This window comes from Flavobacterium arundinis, assembly GCF_038289855.1.
GTDB lineage: Bacteria > Bacteroidota > Bacteroidia > Flavobacteriales > Flavobacteriaceae > Flavobacterium > Flavobacterium arundinis.
Window position 1 is genome coordinate 45617 of sequence record NZ_JBBYHR010000004.1, and the last position, 19331, is coordinate 64947.

Annotated in this window: 14 protein-coding genes and 1 tRNA gene; 6 read left to right on the top strand and 9 right to left on the bottom strand. The window is 42.8% G+C overall.

Features of this window, described 5'->3' with window-relative positions:
- Positions 1-23: 23 nt before the first annotated feature.
- The 4 genes from AAEO56_RS08345 to aroB form a co-directional block, all read right to left on the bottom strand.
- Positions 24-452, bottom strand: a complete 429-nt coding sequence (locus tag AAEO56_RS08345) for a DNA primase (protein ID WP_341696583.1) — start codon at positions 450-452, stop codon at positions 24-26.
- Between the two features lie 9 nt (positions 453-461).
- A complete protein-coding gene (locus tag AAEO56_RS08350; RefSeq protein WP_341696584.1) occupies positions 462-1433 on the bottom strand; it encodes a deoxyhypusine synthase family protein in 972 nt (323 codons plus the stop codon).
- A gap of 28 nt (positions 1434-1461) precedes the next feature.
- The gene (locus tag AAEO56_RS08355) at positions 1462-2871 is read right to left on the bottom strand and encodes an arginine decarboxylase (protein ID WP_341696585.1); all 1410 of its coding nucleotides are present in this window, start codon (positions 2869-2871) and stop codon (positions 1462-1464) included.
- A 294-nt stretch (positions 2872-3165) separates the two neighbouring features.
- Complete coding sequence (gene aroB, locus AAEO56_RS08360; RefSeq protein WP_341696586.1) at positions 3166-4227, bottom strand: 3-dehydroquinate synthase; 1062 nt, start codon at positions 4225-4227, stop codon at positions 3166-3168.
- 87 nt (positions 4228-4314) lie between these two features.
- Here aroB and AAEO56_RS08365 point away from each other — a divergent pair, with 87 nt between their 5' ends.
- The 4 genes from AAEO56_RS08365 to AAEO56_RS08385 all read left to right on the top strand — a co-directional run bounded on the left by AAEO56_RS08365 (position 4315) and on the right by AAEO56_RS08385 (position 8167).
- On the top strand, positions 4315-5487 hold the full coding sequence (locus tag AAEO56_RS08365) for a proline dehydrogenase family protein (protein WP_341696587.1): 1173 nt from the start codon (positions 4315-4317) through the stop codon (positions 5485-5487).
- A gap of 29 nt (positions 5488-5516) precedes the next feature.
- Complete coding sequence (locus tag AAEO56_RS08370) at positions 5517-5894, top strand: DUF4258 domain-containing protein (RefSeq protein ID WP_341696588.1); 378 nt, start codon at positions 5517-5519, stop codon at positions 5892-5894.
- Positions 5895-5977: 83 nt separating this feature from the next.
- Positions 5978-6052, top strand: a tRNA-Val gene (locus AAEO56_RS08375).
- 357 nt (positions 6053-6409) lie between these two features.
- A complete protein-coding gene (locus AAEO56_RS08385; RefSeq protein WP_341696590.1) occupies positions 6410-8167 on the top strand; it encodes a S41 family peptidase in 1758 nt (585 codons plus the stop codon).
- 247 nt (positions 8168-8414) lie between these two features.
- Here AAEO56_RS08385 and AAEO56_RS08390 read toward each other — a convergent pair whose 3' ends face one another.
- The 3 genes from AAEO56_RS08390 to AAEO56_RS08400 form a co-directional block, all read right to left on the bottom strand.
- Entirely contained in the window at positions 8415-10232 is a 1818-nt protein-coding gene (locus AAEO56_RS08390; RefSeq protein WP_341696591.1) for a chloride channel protein, read from the bottom strand.
- 66 nt (positions 10233-10298) lie between these two features.
- Complete coding sequence (locus AAEO56_RS08395; protein WP_341696592.1) at positions 10299-10964, bottom strand: DNA alkylation repair protein; 666 nt, start codon at positions 10962-10964, stop codon at positions 10299-10301.
- A gap of 106 nt (positions 10965-11070) precedes the next feature.
- Positions 11071-11652 carry an acyl carrier protein phosphodiesterase gene (locus AAEO56_RS08400; RefSeq protein ID WP_341696593.1) on the bottom strand — a complete coding sequence of 194 codons (582 nt, stop codon included), beginning with the start codon at positions 11650-11652 and terminating at the stop codon, positions 11071-11073.
- A 104-nt stretch (positions 11653-11756) separates the two neighbouring features.
- Between AAEO56_RS08400 and glmM the strand changes: the two genes are divergently transcribed.
- Both glmM and AAEO56_RS08410 read left to right on the top strand, forming a co-directional pair.
- Entirely contained in the window at positions 11757-13148 is a 1392-nt protein-coding gene (glmM, locus tag AAEO56_RS08405; RefSeq protein WP_341696594.1) for a phosphoglucosamine mutase, read from the top strand.
- Between the two features lie 68 nt (positions 13149-13216).
- Positions 13217-13831: a hypothetical protein gene (locus tag AAEO56_RS08410; RefSeq protein ID WP_341696595.1), complete on the top strand. Its 615-nt coding sequence runs from the start codon at positions 13217-13219 to the stop codon at positions 13829-13831.
- Between the two features lie 40 nt (positions 13832-13871).
- On the opposite strand, the gene AAEO56_RS08415 is transcribed toward AAEO56_RS08410, so the two are convergent.
- Positions 13872-14528 (bottom strand): YdcF family protein, encoded by a 657-nt coding sequence (locus AAEO56_RS08415; RefSeq protein ID WP_341696596.1) that lies wholly within the window; start codon positions 14526-14528, stop codon positions 13872-13874.
- 164 nt (positions 14529-14692) lie between these two features.
- Positions 14693-19105 (bottom strand): choice-of-anchor I family protein, encoded by a 4413-nt coding sequence (locus AAEO56_RS08420; protein WP_341696597.1) that lies wholly within the window; start codon positions 19103-19105, stop codon positions 14693-14695.
- Positions 19106-19331 lie beyond the last annotated feature (226 nt).

Here is a 19331-nt window from a genome sequence, read left to right on the forward strand (position 1 = left end):
CTTTAATATATTCTCAGATTGGATTAATCCTCATCGTCATCCTCGTCTTCTTCGATCTCGTCAAGTCCGACATTGCGGTTACGCCTTGGCAGGCCATCTTCGTCCTCATCGTCGTCGTCGTCAGCATCAGTATCGTCATCCGTATCCGTAGTTTCTTCCTTTTCATCGGCTTCATCATCGCCAACTTCCAGGTCTTTCAATGCGTCCAGGTCATCTGCCGGCTCGTCGATATCATCGTCGTCAAAATTCTCTATCCTGTCGGCAAGCTTCGTGCTCACTTTCACGAGGTATATCGTATCCTCCGTTCTTACTTCGACAGCCTCAATAGTTTCGTTTCGGGCATTCTTAAAACGGACGATGTTAGAATCATCATATCCTTCGGGGAATTTTTCGACCAGCAGGGTCAAAATTTCATTAGTTAATTTAGCGTAGTCAACTATAACTCTTTTCATAAAGCTGTATTATAAATCTAACAAGTAAGCAAATATAAGCGGTGCAACGATGGTTGCATCAGATTCGATAATAAATTTTGGTGTATTGATGTCAAGTTTTCCCCAAGTGATTTTTTCGTTTGGTACGGCGCCCGAATAGGATCCGTAACTTGTCGTAGAATCAGATATCTGGCAGAAATAGCTCCAGAAAGGCACATCATGCATTTCCATATCCTGGTAAAGCATTGGCACCACACAGATAGGGAAATCCCCTGCGATACCGCCACCAATCTGGAAGAAGCCAACTCCATTACTGCTGTTTTTTGTATACCAGTCAGCAAGGAACGTCATGTATTCAATACCCGATTTCATGGTAGAAGCTTTCAATTCACCTTTAATGACATAAGAAGCAAAGATATTACCCATGGTACTGTCTTCCCATCCCGGTACAATTATCGGAAGGTTCTTCTCTGCAGCGGCATACATCCAGCTGTCTTTAAGGTCGATCTCATAATATTCTTCAAGAACTCCCGATAGCAGCATTTTGTACATAAACTCATGCGGGAAATAGCGCTCGCCCTTATCGTCTGCATCTTTCCATATTTTGTAAATATGTTTTTGCAGGCGGCGGAAAGCTTCATGCTCCGGGATACATGTATCGGTAACGCGGTTAAGGCCTCTTTCGAGCAGGTCCCATTCCTGTTGCGGCGTAAGGTCCCTGTAGTTAGGAACCCTCTCGTAATGGGAGTGTGCCACAAGGTTCATAATATCCTCTTCAAGATTGGCGCCCGTACATGAAATGATCTGAACCTTATCACGGCGGATCATTTCAGCAAATATCTTTCCGAGTTCAGCCGTACTCATAGCTCCGGCAAGTGTCACCATCATTTGGGCACCGTCCTGCAACTGCTTCTCATACCCTTTTGCGGCATCCACCAGGGCGGCAGCATTAAAATGCAGGTAGTACTTTTCAATAAATTGGCTAATAGGTCCTTTGTTCATCGTTGTTTTTTATCTAAATTCAAGTATCTTATTTCTTCTCTTTCCTGTCGTAGCCCAGGATATTCAGTATTTCTTCAGCCTGCTGCTGTTCAGAGAACACTTCTGTAGCCAATATGCCGTTCTCATCGCGGTCAATAAGGATGTGTTTCGGCTGCGGTATCAGGCAGTGGTGTAGTCCTCCGTAACCGCCTATGGTTTCCTGGTACGCCCCGGTGTTGAAGAAGCCAATGTACAAAGGCTTTTCCTTGTTGTATTTTGGCAGGTAAATAGCGTTCATATTTTGCTCGGAGTTGTAATAATCGTCGCTGTCGCATGTCATTCCGCCTAATAAAACCCTTTCATACTGGTCGTTCCACCGATTTACCGCAAGCATAATGAAACGCTTGTTGATAGCCCATGTATCCGGAAGCGTAGTAATGAACGACGAATCGATCATGTTCCATTTTTCCCTGTCGTTCTGCTGCTTTTGGTACAACACTTGGTATATAGCTCCGGCGCTTTCACCAACGGTAAACGATCCAAATTCGGTAAAGATATTCGGTACATCTACTTCAGCATCGTCGCACGCGATTTTTATCTGGTTGATGATCTCATCGATCATGTACTGGTAGTCGTATTCGAATGCTAGTGAGTTCTTGATAGGGAACCCGCCACCAATGTTGAGGCTGTCCAGTGTAGGGCATTCTTTTTTCAGGCTAACGTATACCTTAAGACATTTTACAAGCTCGTTCCAGTAGTACGACGTATCCCTTATTCCTGTATTGATAAAGAAATGGAGCATCTTTAGCTCTACTTTCTTGTTTTCGTGGATCTGCTTACGGTAGAAAGGCAATATGTTTTTGTACCCAATACCCAAACGCGAGGTATAAAACTCGAATTTAGGTTCTTCCTCAGCAGCAATACGGATTCCTATTTTGAATTTTCCGGGTATCTGCTCCTGAAGCAGGTCAAGCTCTTCATAATTATCAATGATCGGCATGGTCCTGTTATGGCCATTGTTTATAAGCCTCGCAATATTTTGTATATATTGATCCCTCTTGAAACCGTTGCAGATAACATAAGTGTTTTTGTTTATTTTTCCGTTTTCCAGCAGCTTTTCAACAATGTTTATGTCGAAAGCTGACGAGGTCTCAATATGGATATTATTTTTAAAAGCCTCATCCATTATGTATTCAAAGTGAGAGCTTTTCGTGCAATAGCAATAATAGTATTTGCCGTCGTATTTGTTCTTTTCCATCGCATTCCTAAACCACGTTTTAGCTTTGCGGATGTTATTGGAAATTTGTGGCAAATAGGTGAACTTCAGTGGTGTGCCATACTGCTCCACCAGTTTCATCAGGTCTATATTATGGAACTGAAGTGTGTCTTTGTTAAGCGTAAATTCTTCCTGAGGAAAATAAAATGTCTGGTTGATCAGGTCGAAATATTTAGTGTTCATGTTTGTTAAAGGGTAAAAAAGATTATAAAAATAAGAAAAATCCTAAAATGTGGCCTCTTTTCAAACCCTTATGTTGGCATATATAATCTGAAGTTTTTCCTGGCAATTAGAAACACTGTGAAAAGCCTCTCCTCCGGGTATATTCCTCAACGAAAACGTTACCTTGCCAATGTTTGCCAAAGCCGTGTATTTGCTGATACTCCCGATGAGGGAAAACATGTTTTTGTTTATTTTCATCCCGGCAAATGTAAAAAATAATAGTTCGTATTTAAAAACAAATCTCTTAAAAAATTGTTACTTTTGAAAGTCATGGAAAGCATTGATTATCAATATGTTTTCTACTTCCTGATTTATCACGGCTTTTCCGATGCCTTCCAGTAGTACGAACTGTACCTTACCACGCTCATTTTTTTTATCATGTACCAGTAGGGCTATGATGCTTTCTATGTCGTTTGAAGTAAAATCGGTCGTGCCAAAAATGGAAATTATAGCCGATTTTATAACTTCATATTCTTCTTTACTTATAAATCCTTTCGCCATCGAAAAATAACTTTCGAGTACCATGCCAATAGCAACTGCTTCGCCGTGAAGGAGGGGAGTAGCGCTGTTCAGAAATTGGGATTCTATCGCGTGCCCCATAGTATGCCCGAAATTCAACACCTTACGTATCCCTTTCTCATTCGGGTCCTGCGCTACAATAGTATTTTTTATCTCTACCGACCAATGGATGAGTGCGCCCAGGTCGTCGGTAGTCAGGCCGGTCAGGTCGGAAAAATTATTCCAGTACTTTTCATCAGCTATAAGTCCATGTTTCAGCATTTCAGCCAATCCTGAGCGCATTTCCGGCTGTGGCAATGTTTCAAGAAATTGGGTATCTATGAGAACCGCAATAGGATTATTGATAATACCCACCTGGTTCTTGACCACCCCAAGATCGACACCCGTTTTTCCACCAACCGATGCATCAACCATAGCCAGGAGCGTTGTAGGTACATTAATGAAATCCATGCCCCTTTTAAATGTCGATGCTGCAAAGCCCCCCAGATCGGTCACCACGCCACCGCCAAGGTTAATAATTATACCCTTCCTGTCGGCACCCAGGTCCGTTAATGCATGCCATACCTCTATACAGGTTTCTATCGACTTATTCACTTCGCCGGCTTCAATCTCTATTATTTCAATTGGTAGTTCTGTCGCTACCTGTGCCAGGAAATTGGGCAGGCAATACTGTGAGGTATTGGTATCGGCCAGTATAAATATGCCGGAATAGTTTTCGCTTGCGAGTAGGTCCTGCAGGTAGCCATAGCAGTCTTCATTAAAGTAAATGGTATATCCTGTGGTTTTTATTGCCTGCATGGTTATCTTTTAAAGAAAAAGCAAAATAAAGTATTTTATACCATTAATTATTGCACAGTATTTATATTTGCACAAATTTTTTAAACAATGGAAAAGATCTTCAACAATACGGCCGATGCTTTCGCTCTGAAAAGTGATACGGAACTGGACAGGGCTTATTTTCTTTTTAAAATGATAGCTTCCCAGCCATTGGTACGGATAGGTACAGCGGTCACTAATTTTGCACTGAACCTGCACCTGCCTGTTGAAGGGCTTATACGAGCCACTGTTTTCGACCATTTTTGCGGAGGCACTACCGAAGAAGATTGCCTTCCGGTGGTGGACAAGATGTTTACCAAAGGCGTATCATCTGTGCTTGATTATTCTGTGGAAGCAAAGGAAGATGAATCGGAATTTGATAAAGCACTCGAAAAGACATTAAAGACCATCGAATTTGCCAAAGAAAAGGAAGCTATACCATTCGCTGTATTTAAGCCAACGGGATTCGGCAGGTTTGAATTGTATGAGAAATTAGGCGAAGGCAAAACTTTTACTGTAGAAGAAGCCGATGAGTGGAAGCGGGTGCTGGAGCGCTTTGAAATAGTTTGCAAAACCGCACACGCGAATGATGTGGCGCTGCTGATAGACGCCGAAGAAAGCTGGATGCAGGATGCTGCCGATGATTTGGTAGCCGACATGATGCGCAAATACAATAAAGAGAAAGCTATTGTTTTTAATACATTGCAGATGTACCGCCATGACAGGCTTGATTACCTGAAAAAACTGCATGCACAAGCGCAGGAGGAAGGCTTTTATATCGGGATGAAAATTGTGCGTGGCGCCTATATGGAAAAAGAAAATAAGCGTGCCGAAGAGATGGGTTACCTTTCGCCGATATGCCTTTCTAAAGAGGCGACGGATATTAATTATGATGATGCTATACAATATATGGTGGAGCATCTTGATAAAATGGCGATATTTGCCGGTACCCACAATGAGGAGAGTTCGTATATGCTAATGGGCCTTATGCAACAAAATAATATTGCCAAAAATGACCAAAGGGTATGGTTTGGGCAGTTGTACGGCATGAGCGACAATATCAGTTTTAATCTTGCTGCTCATGGTTATAATGTTGCGAAATACCTGCCGTTCGGGCCGGTGCGCGACGTGATGCCCTACCTCATTAGGAGGGCAGAGGAGAATACCTCGGTAGCAGGGCAAACCAGCCGTGAGCTGAACCTGATAAGCGCCGAAAGGAAACGCAGGAAACTAAAGGATTAAGCTTTTAATTATTGTAATAAAACACACAAATGAAATTCGTACACAGGCTGGCATATTATCTTTTGGGCTTTCTTATAGGTGGGGTATTCCTGTATTTCATATTCGCCGAAAAGCGCACTGAATTTTGCTACATGCCTAATTGCAGGGTGCTGAAAGATATCCGTAAGAAAGGTATCCAGATATCAAAACAGGCCGAGGCAACACTTAAAGAGAAATGGGTGACCATGGATGATATCAAACGCAGCCTGGAATATGGCGATGTGGATTTTTCCAAAAGCAACAAGCCCAATCCGGGTGGAGGCAAGCTATATGTTATAGAAGGGAAAACCATTAAAGATGAGCCTATTGTATTAGAAGTAGTGAATTTTAGCGACAGAGCCGTTTTGCAGGATGTAAAAAAACAGTAAAAATTTTTCTGAAATCCTTGCAAATACAAATACTAAGCGTATATTTGCACTCGCAATACGGAACAAGATTGCAAAACATGTTGGGGCGATTAGCTCAGTTGGTTCAGAGCATCTCGTTTACACCGAGAGGGTCGGGGGTTCGAATCCCTCATCGCCCACAAGAAAAGCCGAAACGCAAGTTTCGGCTTTTTGCATTCAGAAAAGTGTGGAAAGAAATGGATCAATTAAAAAACCTTTAGGATTGATAAATTTATGCATATAAATTTAGTTAGCCTAAAAAGCATAAACGCTACACATCTCACCTATAAATTTACTCCTGAAGCTTTTATCTTTGCATTGAACGATTCTGCTGACGCACTAGTACTCTTGTTATCGAAGTAATTCAGTATAGTCTGATAAACATTCAATATGCTATCAGGACTATTTATGCCTTTCAGCGCGCTTTTATAACTTTAACTTTTCAGTCCATTAAACTTTAGATTAAAATTTTAGTTTTGTTTTTACAATCATCAATTATGAAAAAATTAATTGCCCTGCTAGTTTTAATTACCACGACCTCGTTAGTCACTGCGCAGAACATTACGCAGGTAGAATGTCAGATGCATTTTTTTAAGGTCTGGAACTATGTAAAATATTACCATCCATCTGTGGCGGGTGGCAGGATTAATGCAGACACTTTATTCCTGCAGAATATTGGTGCAGTTGATCAAATTAAAACAACAGAAGAATTCAATGCTTTTGTACGTTCTTTTTTAGATAAACTTCCTGAGGCAGAAAGTAAAAAAGCTCTGAAAAGCACTGCAAATTTGCTTACCAAAAACAGGGATAATAAATGGTTTACATCAGGCAGGCTCTTCAATAGAGATAATAAAAAAAGGCTGACCACTATTTTTGAGCGCCGTTACACCGACAGCATTCATCACTACATTCCTGATATTCGCTTTAGTAGCGAGATTCCAAACGAGCCCGAATATCCCTTTGCTGCAACGGAAAATATCCCATATAAATACCGTATGCTAACGCTGGCTAAGACACAGGGAGCGGTGGATTACCTGTTTCCGCACAAGTACCTGATGGATAAAAATTTTGACAGCCTGTTAAAGGAAAAACTACCTTTAGCAGCTGCCTGCAAGACCCGTGAGGAGCACGAGGCTATTTTGCTGGAACTGGTAGCTTCTTTTGACGACACACACGCTTTCAAATTCATAAAACAGGTAAAATTCAGAGACCAAATTTTTAAGAACAGCTTCTTTCCTCCCTTTAAATATGCGGTGTTTGATGACAGGATCATTGTAACGGAAATTATCCTCCCTGACTATTGCGCGAAAGCGGATATCAATGTTGGTGATGCTATTTTAAAGGTTAATGGTGAGCCTGTTACTGCTTTAGTGAACAGGACGGCGAGTTGGGTATCAGTATCAAACCGGCCAACCTTACGGAATTATTGTTCAGATTATCTTAAAAACCTTGTATGGCAGTCGGACAACAAAGTTTTTCAGCTTGCTGTTAAGCGAAATGGCGCTGAAAGTAATAAGGTTGTCGAATTTATCCACAACAGAGATGCCGCAAATATAACGCGGCTTTCGGACTATATTAACAATGCATCACCTGATAAGCGGACTGACAGGAACCTTGATATACTCCCTGGCGATATTGCGTATTTTAAGATAGGGGAGACCTTCCGCTTTATAGAGACGGTATCTGATGATAAGGCTTATAGTACAATGGATAGCTTACTGGGCATAGCAGCCCGCCAGAAGGGGATTATCCTGGATATGCGCAATTATCCCGACTGGGGTGGTTTTGTGTTTACCTTATTTAAGAATTTTGGCAGGTACCCCAATCGCTTTGCCAATTATTTTGAGATCAATAAAAAAGAAATTGGTACCTTCATACTTAATGATAGCTACGAGACCTACAACCATCCTGACATTAAAGCTGATGGTGGTTCCTATAACGGAAAGGTAGTCATCATTGTAAATCCTGAAACGTTAAGCATGAGTGAATGGAACGTAATGAACCTGCAAAATGTTTTTCCACAAAGTATAACCATAGGAGAACAGTCGGCCGGTGCGGATGGTGATGAAAAAATGTTCATGCTCCCGGGAGGCTATAAGATGAATTTCACGGGAAATGCTATTTTTTACACCAATGGAACCAATGCCCAGCGCAAAGGCGTACGAATTGATAAATACATGCCCTTAACGCCTGAAAATCTTTTAAATACCACAGATTATTTATTGGATGAAGCAATTAGGATTATTAAAAATTAAGTTCCTGTACTACAGGTGCCAACCATGTAATTATTTTTTATTAAAGGATTAAAATTTTTATTTTAATAGCCTGATAATGTATTACTTCATATCAGAAATTAAGTTTTGTTAAGCATACAAATAGGACCAAAACAGCTACAAGGTGTTTTACTATTATCCCTGACCTCACAAAAGCTATACGCAAGTGTGGCTTTTTTTATTCCCATCATGTTACGCTTTGATCGGTTTAAATAACCTACATAGTAAATTATTCTATGATCATCTCTTTAAGTTTAGCACGATAGGCTTCAAGCACTTTGTTTTTATATATAAAACCAAAATACCTGTCGTTTTTTAATACAGGAAGGTAGTCGGAATGTGTGGCTTCAAACTTATCCATAATCATTTCCATCGAATCGTCAAGCAATACTACTTCTTTGGGAGCCGTCATCATTTCTTCTAATGTAGAGTATTTTATCTGGAAGGGATTAAATACAATATGTCTGCTCTTGTTAAAGTCAATAATGCCCTGCAGCCTGTTCTTTTCGTTTATGACAGCAAAGACAGACTGTGTTGTAGTTGAAAGCAGCCCGATCAGGTCTTCCGGCTTTTGCGTTGGCTGTAATGTCTTCATTTCAGTATCTATAACTTCGAGTATGTCAATGCCGGAAAGGATATTCTTGTCTTTATCGGTAGTGAAAACCTGCCCTTTGGCCGCCAGGTGCTTTACATCCATAGAGTGTTTCTCAAATTGCTTCGATACCGCAAAACTGATAGAGGATACAATCATCAGCGGCACCATAAGGTTATAGCCGCCTGTTATTTCGCCAATAAGGAATATGGCCGTTAATGGTGCGTGGAAAAGCCCGCTAAGTATTCCCGCCATACCTACGATTGTGAAGTTACCTATAGGGATATTATCGATTCCGATAAGGCTTAAAAATTTGCCGACAAAAAAACCAAGGTAAGAACCGACAAAAAGGGAAGGTGCAAAGTTACCGCCATTACCACCGCTTGCCAATGTAAGGCCTGTTGCATAAGCTTTTAGCAGCATTGTTATACCTGCAAAAAGTAGCAGTACCCAGCCATTGTTTTTAAATTCTTCCAGCAGGGTATTGTCCAGAAGGATCTCGGGGCTGGCGTTGGAAAGTGTCTTTATCGTTTCATATCCCTCCCCAAAGAGTGTGGGGAACAAAAAGATCAGTAGGGCAAGTGGTATTGCGCCATACAGGGCTTTGCGGTATCCCGATATTTTCAGCCGGCCAAAATGTGCTTCGATCTTTTGGAAGGTACGTGCATGGTATAACGATACAAAACCGGCTAATATTCCCAAAAGAATATAGTAAGGGATATTATGGTAATTGAAAACCTGTTGTTGCTTAAAGGATAGCAATACCTCTTCATTCAGCATTATCGTAGAGATAAGCGCTCCGGATGCTGCTGAAATGATAATTGGGATAAACGCCGTTATGGTAACATCCGTCAATACTACTTCTATGGCGAATAAAACTCCTGCGATCGGCGCATTAAAAGCCGCTCCAATACCGGCCGCAACACCACAGGCCAGCAACAATATCCTGTCTTTTTGGGAGAGTTTGTATTTTTTGGCAAAATTGGATCCGAATGCCGCCCCGGTGATAGTTATAGGTGACTCAAGCCCCGCAGAACCCCCAAGGCCAACCGTAAGTGAGCTCGTTATTATCTGTGCATACATTTGCTTTCGCGGCATAATGCCGCCCTTTTTTGCAACTGCATATAGTATGCGGGAGCTTCCCTTTTCGATTTTATTGTCCAGTATTTTTTTTATGACCAGTACTGTGAGCAATATACCCACAATGGGCAATATACTGTTGATATAAGGAAGTTTCAGGTAACCATTTACATAGGTAGCAAACAAGAATACGTTGTGTGCGAAGCTTTTCAGTATTATCACGGCAAAAGCTGTAGAAACGGCGACCAATACACACGACAGGTATATAAAATGCCTTTCCGAAAGGAGGCCTTTCAGCAAAAAAAGCAAAGCTTCGAGACGGCTTAGTTGGTGCCTTAAAAACAGCCTGGCTTTAGCGACGGAACGTGTGGGCATTAAATAGTAAGATTAGTTTTTGGATATCTGCTAAGATACTCCATTTATTAAAAACACTAAAGCGAATTAGCTATTTTTTAATGCTTCCCGGGTGCTCAATGGCTTTAAATTGGCTGTTGCAACAAACTTTTTTACGGCTTCGGGATTGGTCTTTGTATATTCCCGTAATGCCCAGCCAATAGCTTTTTGTATAAAAAATTCTTTGGAATCCCTGTGCTTTTTGCATTCGCCGAAAAGTAGTTCCGTATCCGTATCCTTTTTATACCCAAGCTGGAAAAGAATGGCGGCGCGGTTGAGCCACATATTGCCTGAAGATGAAAACCGTTCTATAACTTTTCCGGTTTCTTCAGGATACTGCCTGAGGTATTCCCCTAACAGGTATTTGGAAATGGTATCTACACTGTCCCACCAGGAATGCGTAATCAGTAGTTTTTCAATCAGGATACTATCGTCTTTTACAAAATTCTTTTTAAGCTCTTTCATCAGGATCTCGATGGCGCTGTAATGGTATTCCCGTTGTTTTTTGCTATAAAGTTCAATGGCTATTTTACGTGCGTTTTCTTTAATTTCTGATTTATGTTTTTCGGCAGCGCCTTTGTGGAGCGAGCGCCGAAGGTCAGCTTTCAGGCCATGAAAAACAAAAAGGTTTTTCATGTATTTCTCCATCGGGCCGGCATTTTCCGGTGAGGCGTTTTCGGCATACGCCAAAGAAAGATCGTGTATAAAGTCCATTCTAATGTTTAATTTTAACCACACAGATACGTAGCTTCAGCCTATAAATTACAAGATAGTTTCTCTATAGTAAACACAGGATAATAGGAGCGTCATCAGCGCCTTTTTAAAATTCGGCAAGTTTTTCTTTTACATGATGCTGCATATCAATAAAGAATTCCCTGAATTCCTTTTCGTAATCATCATAAAATTCAAGCAATTCTTTAATGGATTTCCCCATGCCTGAACTGTTTTTGGTACGGTGGTCCATCTGGGTAAGTATCCTGGCAATGCCTTCGGTCGTGGCATAGCTTCCGAGCCAGTCATATTGTATCATGTGCGGCATCATGCCTTTTGCACGTTCGGTAAGGATGTCGTAATTATCTTCAAGCGACTTGTAAAAAGCGGCTGTAAATTTATGTAGTGGTTCTGTGCTGTATTCCTTCCAGTTCTTCGCCAGGAAATGGTCGTAAAAAATATCCATGATCACGCCTGCATAATGATGGTAAGCCGCATGCAGCCGCTTGGTGCCCTGGCGGAAAATCGGGTGGGCATCGGTGTACGTATCAATGGCACGATGAACGATAATACCCTTTCGCACATCCGGCGGAAAATCGTCCGGCTTCCCGTGAATGCCGTCTGCAATAAAGTTGCCTATCTTTATAAGGTCGTTTTCACCCGAAAGGTATATGTGCGCGAGGAAATTCATATCCCGAATTTAGGCATTACTTTTAAGGCGGCAAAATCTCCCGTCTTAAATCTTGAGGCAAATGTTAAAATCCTTATATTTGCCTCACCAAAAAATCAACCAAAATGACCTTAATTAAATCTATTTCAGGCATCCGCGGAACTATAGGCGGAAAGACAGGCGATAACCTTACACCTGTTGATGCCGTAAAATTCGCTTCGGCATACGGGACGTGGCTTAAAGGCCATGCCGGCAAGGAAAAACTGACTGTTGTAATAGGCCGCGATGCACGTATTTCGGGCCCTATGATACAAAACCTCGTGGTAAATACGCTTGTTGGGCTTGGCATCGATATCATCGACCTTGGACTTTCTACAACGCCTACTGTTGAAGTTGCCGTGCCGCTTGAAAAAGCCGATGGGGGAATCATTCTCACTGCGAGCCATAATCCAAAACAATGGAACGCACTGAAATTGCTTAATGAAAAAGGCGAATTCCTTAGCGGAGCTGATGGCGCAAAAATACTTGACATTGCCGAAAATGAAGCATTCGATTTTTCGGATGTGGACAGCCTTGGCGAAATCACCGTTAATGATGCTTACATGGATATCCATATCGATGAGGTACTGAACCTGCCGCTTGTTGATGCTGAGCTGGTTAAAAAGGCAGGCTTCAAAGTAGTGGTAGATGGCGTGAACTCATCAGGAGGCATTATCATCCCGAAACTGCTGGAGCAAATGGGAGTGGAGGTTGTCAAATTATACTGCGAGCCGAATGGCCATTTCCCGCACAACCCGGAGCCGCTGAAGGAACACCTTGGCGATATCTGTGAGCTTGTGGTTAAGGAAAAAGCGCACTTCGGTATCGTGGTTGACCCGGATGTAGACCGCCTTGCCTTTATATCCGAAGACGGCGAGATGTTCGGCGAAGAATATACGCTTGTGGCCTGCGCCGATTATGTGCTGAGTAAAACGCCGGGCAATGCGGTGAGCAATATGTCATCGTCACGCGCACTTCGTGATATTGCCCAAAAGCATGGCGGCAATTATGAAGCCAGCGCTGTAGGCGAGGTGAATGTTGTGGAACTAATGAAGAAGAACAATGCTATCATCGGTGGAGAAGGCAACGGCGGTATCATTTACCCTGAATTACATTACGGGCGCGACTCGCTCGTAGGTGTGGCCTTGTTCCTTACCTATTTGGCCGAAAACAATATCACCTCTGTAGCTGCATTGAGGGCTTCGTACCCGCAATACTACATGAGCAAAAATAAGATCGAGCTTACCCCGCAGATCGATGTAGATGCGATACTTGAAGGCATGGCTGCGAAATACAGCAATGAGCAGATCTCGACCATAGATGGCGTGAAGATCGATTTTGCTGAAGAGTGGGTACACCTTAGAAAATCGAATACCGAGCCGATCATCAGAATCTATACCGAAGCCCAAACGCAGGATAAAGCAGATGCGCTGGCTGTAAGGATCATCGATGAGATAAAAGCGGTGGCGGGAATATAATCTGCTACAGCATATTATTTATACTAATTCCTCCGTTATATAATGGAGGAATTTTTATTTTAGCCGGTATGAAAAACATTATTACTATACTTATTTGCTTTATAAGCCTTGCCGGCTTCTCGCAGGAATACAAATGCGGCTATTATGGAAAAAAAACGGTAGAACAGCGCAATAAAATGTTTCCTTTTAATAAAACTAAAAAGGCTGTACTTGTTTCTTATTCTAATCATGTTTTGCAAAACCCCGACGCAGAACTAACTGATGAGCTTACGCTGGATGAGGCTAAAGTAATCAATCCCAAAATTATTGGGAAATATGAATTTAAACTTGAAGGTTCAGAACGAACAAGGGTTTATTTTATTACTGAAGAAAAAGAACTGGATGTCAACGGGAAAAACGAAATAAGCAATATTTTGTGCAATTATACTATGGAGAAGCAACCAGGAAAATTTTCTGCGGTCGGTACTATGTGTTATTTTCCACGCAATTCGGTGTTGTTTTTCGATGCGAATGATACTATAATATGCTGCTTTGAGATATGTTTTGAGTGCCAAAATACCGCATTCTGGCCGGACCCTAACGGTATAAATAATTATTCTAAAGCTACAGCATGTGAGGGCCGTTTTGATGTATTAAAGCATTTTTTCGGTAAAATGGGTATTGTGTACGGAATAAAAGAATAGGATTGATGCACAACTTGAACCCCAACCCTGTACCTGAAACTTACTCCTCCTTAAACCACCTGTAATATAATCTCCCCACATATTCATGAAACGCTGTTTCAGTATACGTAAAATTCATGGACGAAGGCTTCCATGGGTACAGGCCGCTATCGGGTTCTTTTTGTATCAGATAGTTGGCAGGGGCGGGAACAGGCTTCAGGCCCAGTTTACGGAACGCCTCCACTGCCCGTGGCATGTGTGATGCGCTGGTTACTAAAATAAATTCCTTTTCCGTACCAAAGCGTTTCTTAAAGCAAAGCGCCTCTTGCCAGGTGGTCGCCGGTTTTACCATCATCATGGTGTCCTGTGCCGCTACACCCAACGAAAGCGCCGAACGCGCCATTATCACAGCACTGGGTGTTTTGCCCGATTCAGAATAACCAGATAAAATGATTTTACTGCCGGGATAGCGTTGGTAAAGCCGTACACCTTCTACCAGCCGCGACAGGGCAGGAGGGGAAAGGCGGTGTATATAGTTCATGGAGGGATCGTTTGTATGGCCCCCTCCCAAAATCAATATCGGCATGTGCTCATTATTGCCGGTGGGGTTATATGGGACATAATGCTGTTCCAGTTGCCGTACCATCCATATTGGAAGCGGTGTAACAGAAAAGAGGAAAAGAAAGATCAATGCGGTTGCTGTAAGTACCTGTGACATTTTTTTCCGCTTAAGCTTGTAGCATATAAAAGATAGTGCGAGTAAAAGCCAAAAAATGGAAACAGGATTCATAGGTGTGGTTTTAGGGGCTAATGTAAGAAGTTTTAACAAAAAAATCCTGCCTCTTTTGGGAGGCAGGATAAAAAAAATTAAAAAGTAAACAACTATTCAACGAGTAATTTCCGTGTAATGCCTTCAGCGGTTTTAATTAGGTAAATACCGGAAGCCATTTTTGAGGTGTCTATAGTAAGCGCCTGTTTTTGTGAAAGGATCAGCTTGCCGCTGTAATCGTATACTTCAATATCGGCAGCGCGGTTGAAGTAAGCAATGCCGCCAACCGACGGATTAGGGAACACACTGAAAGCTTTCGGGCTGTTATTGAATTCCCCAGTACTAAGATTTTCAGTATTTATTTCAAATATGGTAAGCGTTCCGCTGATCTCATTTGCTACAATAACATAAGGCTTGCTGTCAGGGCTATCGGTACCGTTAATGTAGATGATGCCTTCAGGGCCGTGGTCGCCTTCATAAGCCGATACGCTCCTGCTGTTTTTATAATCCACAAATTGTACATTATTAGGGTTGGTTACATCGTATACCATTATCCCACCAATACGCTCAAGGCCAATGAACGCAAATGTCCTGTCCATTATAGTAGCTGTTGTTACACCTTCCGGCTCAGGGCCTTTGGCACGGCTCCTTGACTTTGGTGTGTTGCTTTCACTATCGGCATTAAATAATGTTGGCAGGGCTGCTGAGGTGTACATCTCAAAATCGTCACCACTGTCATAAGCAATTGTTTGCGTATCGGCATTGAAGATAGAGAATGAACGTGTACCCACGCTGTAGATCTGCTCAAATTCGGCATCAGCATCGGTGTTACCGTTAAGGTTGGTTACCCTCATCCTTCCGGCATTGTAACTCTTTTTAAGCATTGCCGCCTGTGGGTAAGTAGCTGCGTCAAGCAGGTAACTTCCGGCACCGATGGTTGTCCTTTCTTCAAAGCCTGTATATTCTTTTTCGTCACCTTCGTTAGCAGTGATGATATAGTTGGTTCCGCCCACATTGTAAGTAGCAACGCCATCAGGTATAAAATACGACTGTATCGGCCAGTTGGCAATCAGTACTTCGTTATTATTATCCGAGATATCAAAACCATTGCCGGGCAGGCTCATGTCTTTGGTACCCAATGCCCAAACATCAGTAATGGTGTTGTTACTAAGGTTTATCTCTGCAATTGCGTTGTTTTCCTGAAGTGTAACCCATGCCTTTTGCGAATCGGCACTGGTTGAAATGTATTCCGGCTCAAAGTCTTGCGACATTGTGCTTGTAAGCTTCAGTTTCCTTACGCCCGAAGCGATAAGCGCCGCCTCCTGTGAATTATATGCGGTAAACAGCAATGTAGTCACATCATCCTGTGTAAGGGCATCTATACCGCCCGATATATCAATGATGCTCACAGAACCTTCCGGGTCTATGCTGTAATCGCTGTTCGGCTGGCCTTCATTAGCGGTAAGAACTTTTGTACCGTCCGGTGTAAAAGAAATATTGTCAGGAAGTGCACCAACAGTTACCTGCTTAAGGAAAGTACCCGATGTGTTGAAGAATACCACTTTACCGTCAAGGTGTTCCTCAGCATTTGGTGAAGCTACGGCAACAATACCGTTCTTAACCGCAACGCTTGTCACGCCGCCATAAACCGACATATCTATCGAACTGATCGTCACCGGCGCTTCAGGGTTGGCAAAGTTTATGATATCCAGCCTGTCTTCTATGGCGCTTGTAGAGAATAATTTTTTGCTTGCCGGGTCATATACCACAATTTCGCAAGTACTCTCGTTTACACCCGATGGGTCAAAGCTTGTAACGTATTCCAGCTGTATATCCTGGTTAGGCACCGGGGCAAGGCGGTCATTATCCTTAATATAGATCGTTGCAAGTGTTTCGCCTGTAATCGTCAAACCAACAGGGTTTTCAAGGCTTAGTACAAAATATTCAGCTTGTTGCTCTTCTGTTGTATCGTCGATAATCGGGATGCTGATGGTTTGCGTAAGCGCGCTTGTACCTGTAAAAGTCAGCGTCTGTGTTGCAAGGGTAAAGTCGATGCTGTCAGCTGTGCTGAACGGTGCGGCTTTTACCACAAGGTTTACCGAACCTGCCGCAGGGCTGGCAAGGTTGATCACAAAATCAAGTGTACCCGCATCTTCATTTACTACGATAAAATCATCTGCAAATGAAACGGTAGTTGAATAGGTGAAGTTGAAAGTATAAGCACATGCCATAGTAAGGCCGTTCTCATCTTCGATATTGTTTACTGTAAGAGCATAAGCCGTATTCGATGCAAACGGGGTAGTGTAGGTTAATGTCACCGTGTTTCCCGCAGCTACCGCAGTTCCAAGGCCGGTAATCCCGGTATAGTTGGCATTGGCTGCAGCCGAAACCGCATCAAGCTCGTTGTTGAAAACCAGTTGTATCGTAGTACTGTTCACAACAGTGGCGGTCTGTACATTTGGTGAGCTTGGGAAAGTCCATGCCGGCCATGTTTGCGGGGCAGTAGCAGCGGCAACACCTGTCCAGTTGGCAGGGTTTAGTATAGCAGTCCTTAGTACAGCAGGCGTACCTGTTTGCACTCCACTGTAGAAAGCGTTTACGGTATTTCCTGTAACGTTACCCGGTGCCGTGCTTGTGTTAAGGGCGCTTGTAACATCTGTAAGTGCGGCAGGAAGCATAGAGCTGCTTCCGCTGCAGCTTGTATTCGCAGCCACCCATCCGTTAGATGAAAGCGCTGTAATATAATTCGGTGAAGCAGCAGTACCTGTGTAAACAATTACCTGGTCACCGCTGGAGCTTAGGCCAAAACCACTTCCGGCTACGGTACCTGTATTGGCAACAAGCCCTTCGGTCTGGATGGTTATTACTGTTCCGGCAGGCACGCAGCTTGTGGCGGTCCATACAATTCCGTTAGGGCATTGTGGCTGTGCATTGGTAGTATATTTTGAATCGGTAAGGTTGATGAATGTTCCCGGTGCAATATCTACAAATGTAAGAAGCGCTACCTGGTCTTCTGCTCCTGTGGCATTCATCCTGTATCCTACAAAAACCATATCACCTGCGCCAATAGCTGTCTGCGTTGCAATAGTTGTAAAAGACGATGATTGTACCGTTGCTATCGCGTTATCACTCATGTCTTCTATAGTATTCTCTAAAAGCGCAACGTAATATTGCTGGCTGTTTAGCAGTGCCGTAGTTGGAATGATAGTTATCGTGTTATCAGCAAAAGTAGCATCGAAGGGAACTACTGTACCTGTTGCATTGGTAAGCCTTAATTCAACAAGCGCATCAACATTAGTATTATTAATAGGAGAATCATTAACAAGCCTTACATTTTCATTGAATGTGATGGTTGGGTTTATACCCGTTGTAATGTTTACACCATTAGCAGCAGGGGCAATCACAACGGTTGGAGCCGTGGTATCTTCTGTACCTTCCATAGCTTCGGCATGTACGGTAAAGTTGTCAAAGCGGTTATTGCCTTCCACGCCGCCTGCACCTTGTGTAAATTCTACCTTCAATTTAAAGTTAGGGTTGTTATCTGCGGCAGCAATATCCGAAAAATCAAGCGTAGCCAAAGCCGGGTCGCCACTAATAGGGTGGATGGTTGTGAAAGCAGTATAATTTGTCCCATCCGTAGAATACGACCACAACTGGTTTTCTGCGCCCTGTGCCGAACGGCGGGTAGCAAATTTTACAATGATATTTTCATATCCTGTAGTAGGCACTGTAAATACAAGCGCACCACCTATAGGGTTATTGAAACGCAAATGGTTGCCTGCTGGATCGCCATTTTGGGCATTCAGGTTCAATACATTAAAATTCTGGCCTGTTCCGGGAACCTCAATAGCGCTTGTTCCGCCGGCAATTGCAACAATAGAAGAACCTCCAACAATGGTTTCTGTTACTGCCAAAACATCCGGTATAGTAGTCCCTGCGTTAAAGTTCCAGTAGTGTATTAGGACAGGTTCTGCGATTTCGGTACCGTGTGCCGTAAAGTTGTCAAAGCGGTTGTTGCCTTCTACACCACCTGCGCCTTGGGCGAATTCTACTTTCAGTTTAAAGTTCGCGTTGTTATCAGCGGCTGCGATTTCAGAGAAATCAAGTGTTGCCAAAGCCGGGTCACCACTGATGGGGTTGATGGTGGTAAAAGCAACAAACGTTGTCCCGTCTGTAGAGTACGACCATAATTGGTTTGCCGCTCCCTGGGCCGAACGACGGGTAGCAAACCTCACGATAAGGTTTTCATAACCTGTAGTAGGCAATGCAAAAATCAACGCACCGCCAATAGGGTTGTTCAAACGCAAATGGTTGCCTGAAGGATCGCCGTTTTGGGCATTCAGGTTTTGTACGTTAAAATTCTGGCCTGTACCGGGAACCTCGATAACGCTTGTTCCGCCTGCAATCGCAGTTAGAGATGCACCGCCTACAGTTGATGTGGCGGTAGTAACTTCCGTTGCTGTGGCACCGTCATTAAAATTCCAGTAATGGAGCAGGGTCTGTGCTCCCGACAAGTGTGTTATCATGCAAATCGCAAATAACAACAACCCTTTTTTTGTGTAGTTGTGTAACATTGGTTGTAGTTGTTTAAGTAAGGCACAAAAGTCCGTGTTGTATTTTATGCTGGTATTATCGCAACGCCAAGGAACTGTTACCATGAAGATGATTTATGTTTTTTAATTGTTAATCTGTTAATAAAACCTTAATATTTAGTATGTTTGCGCCCTATGTAACTGAAAGTAGATGCCGTTA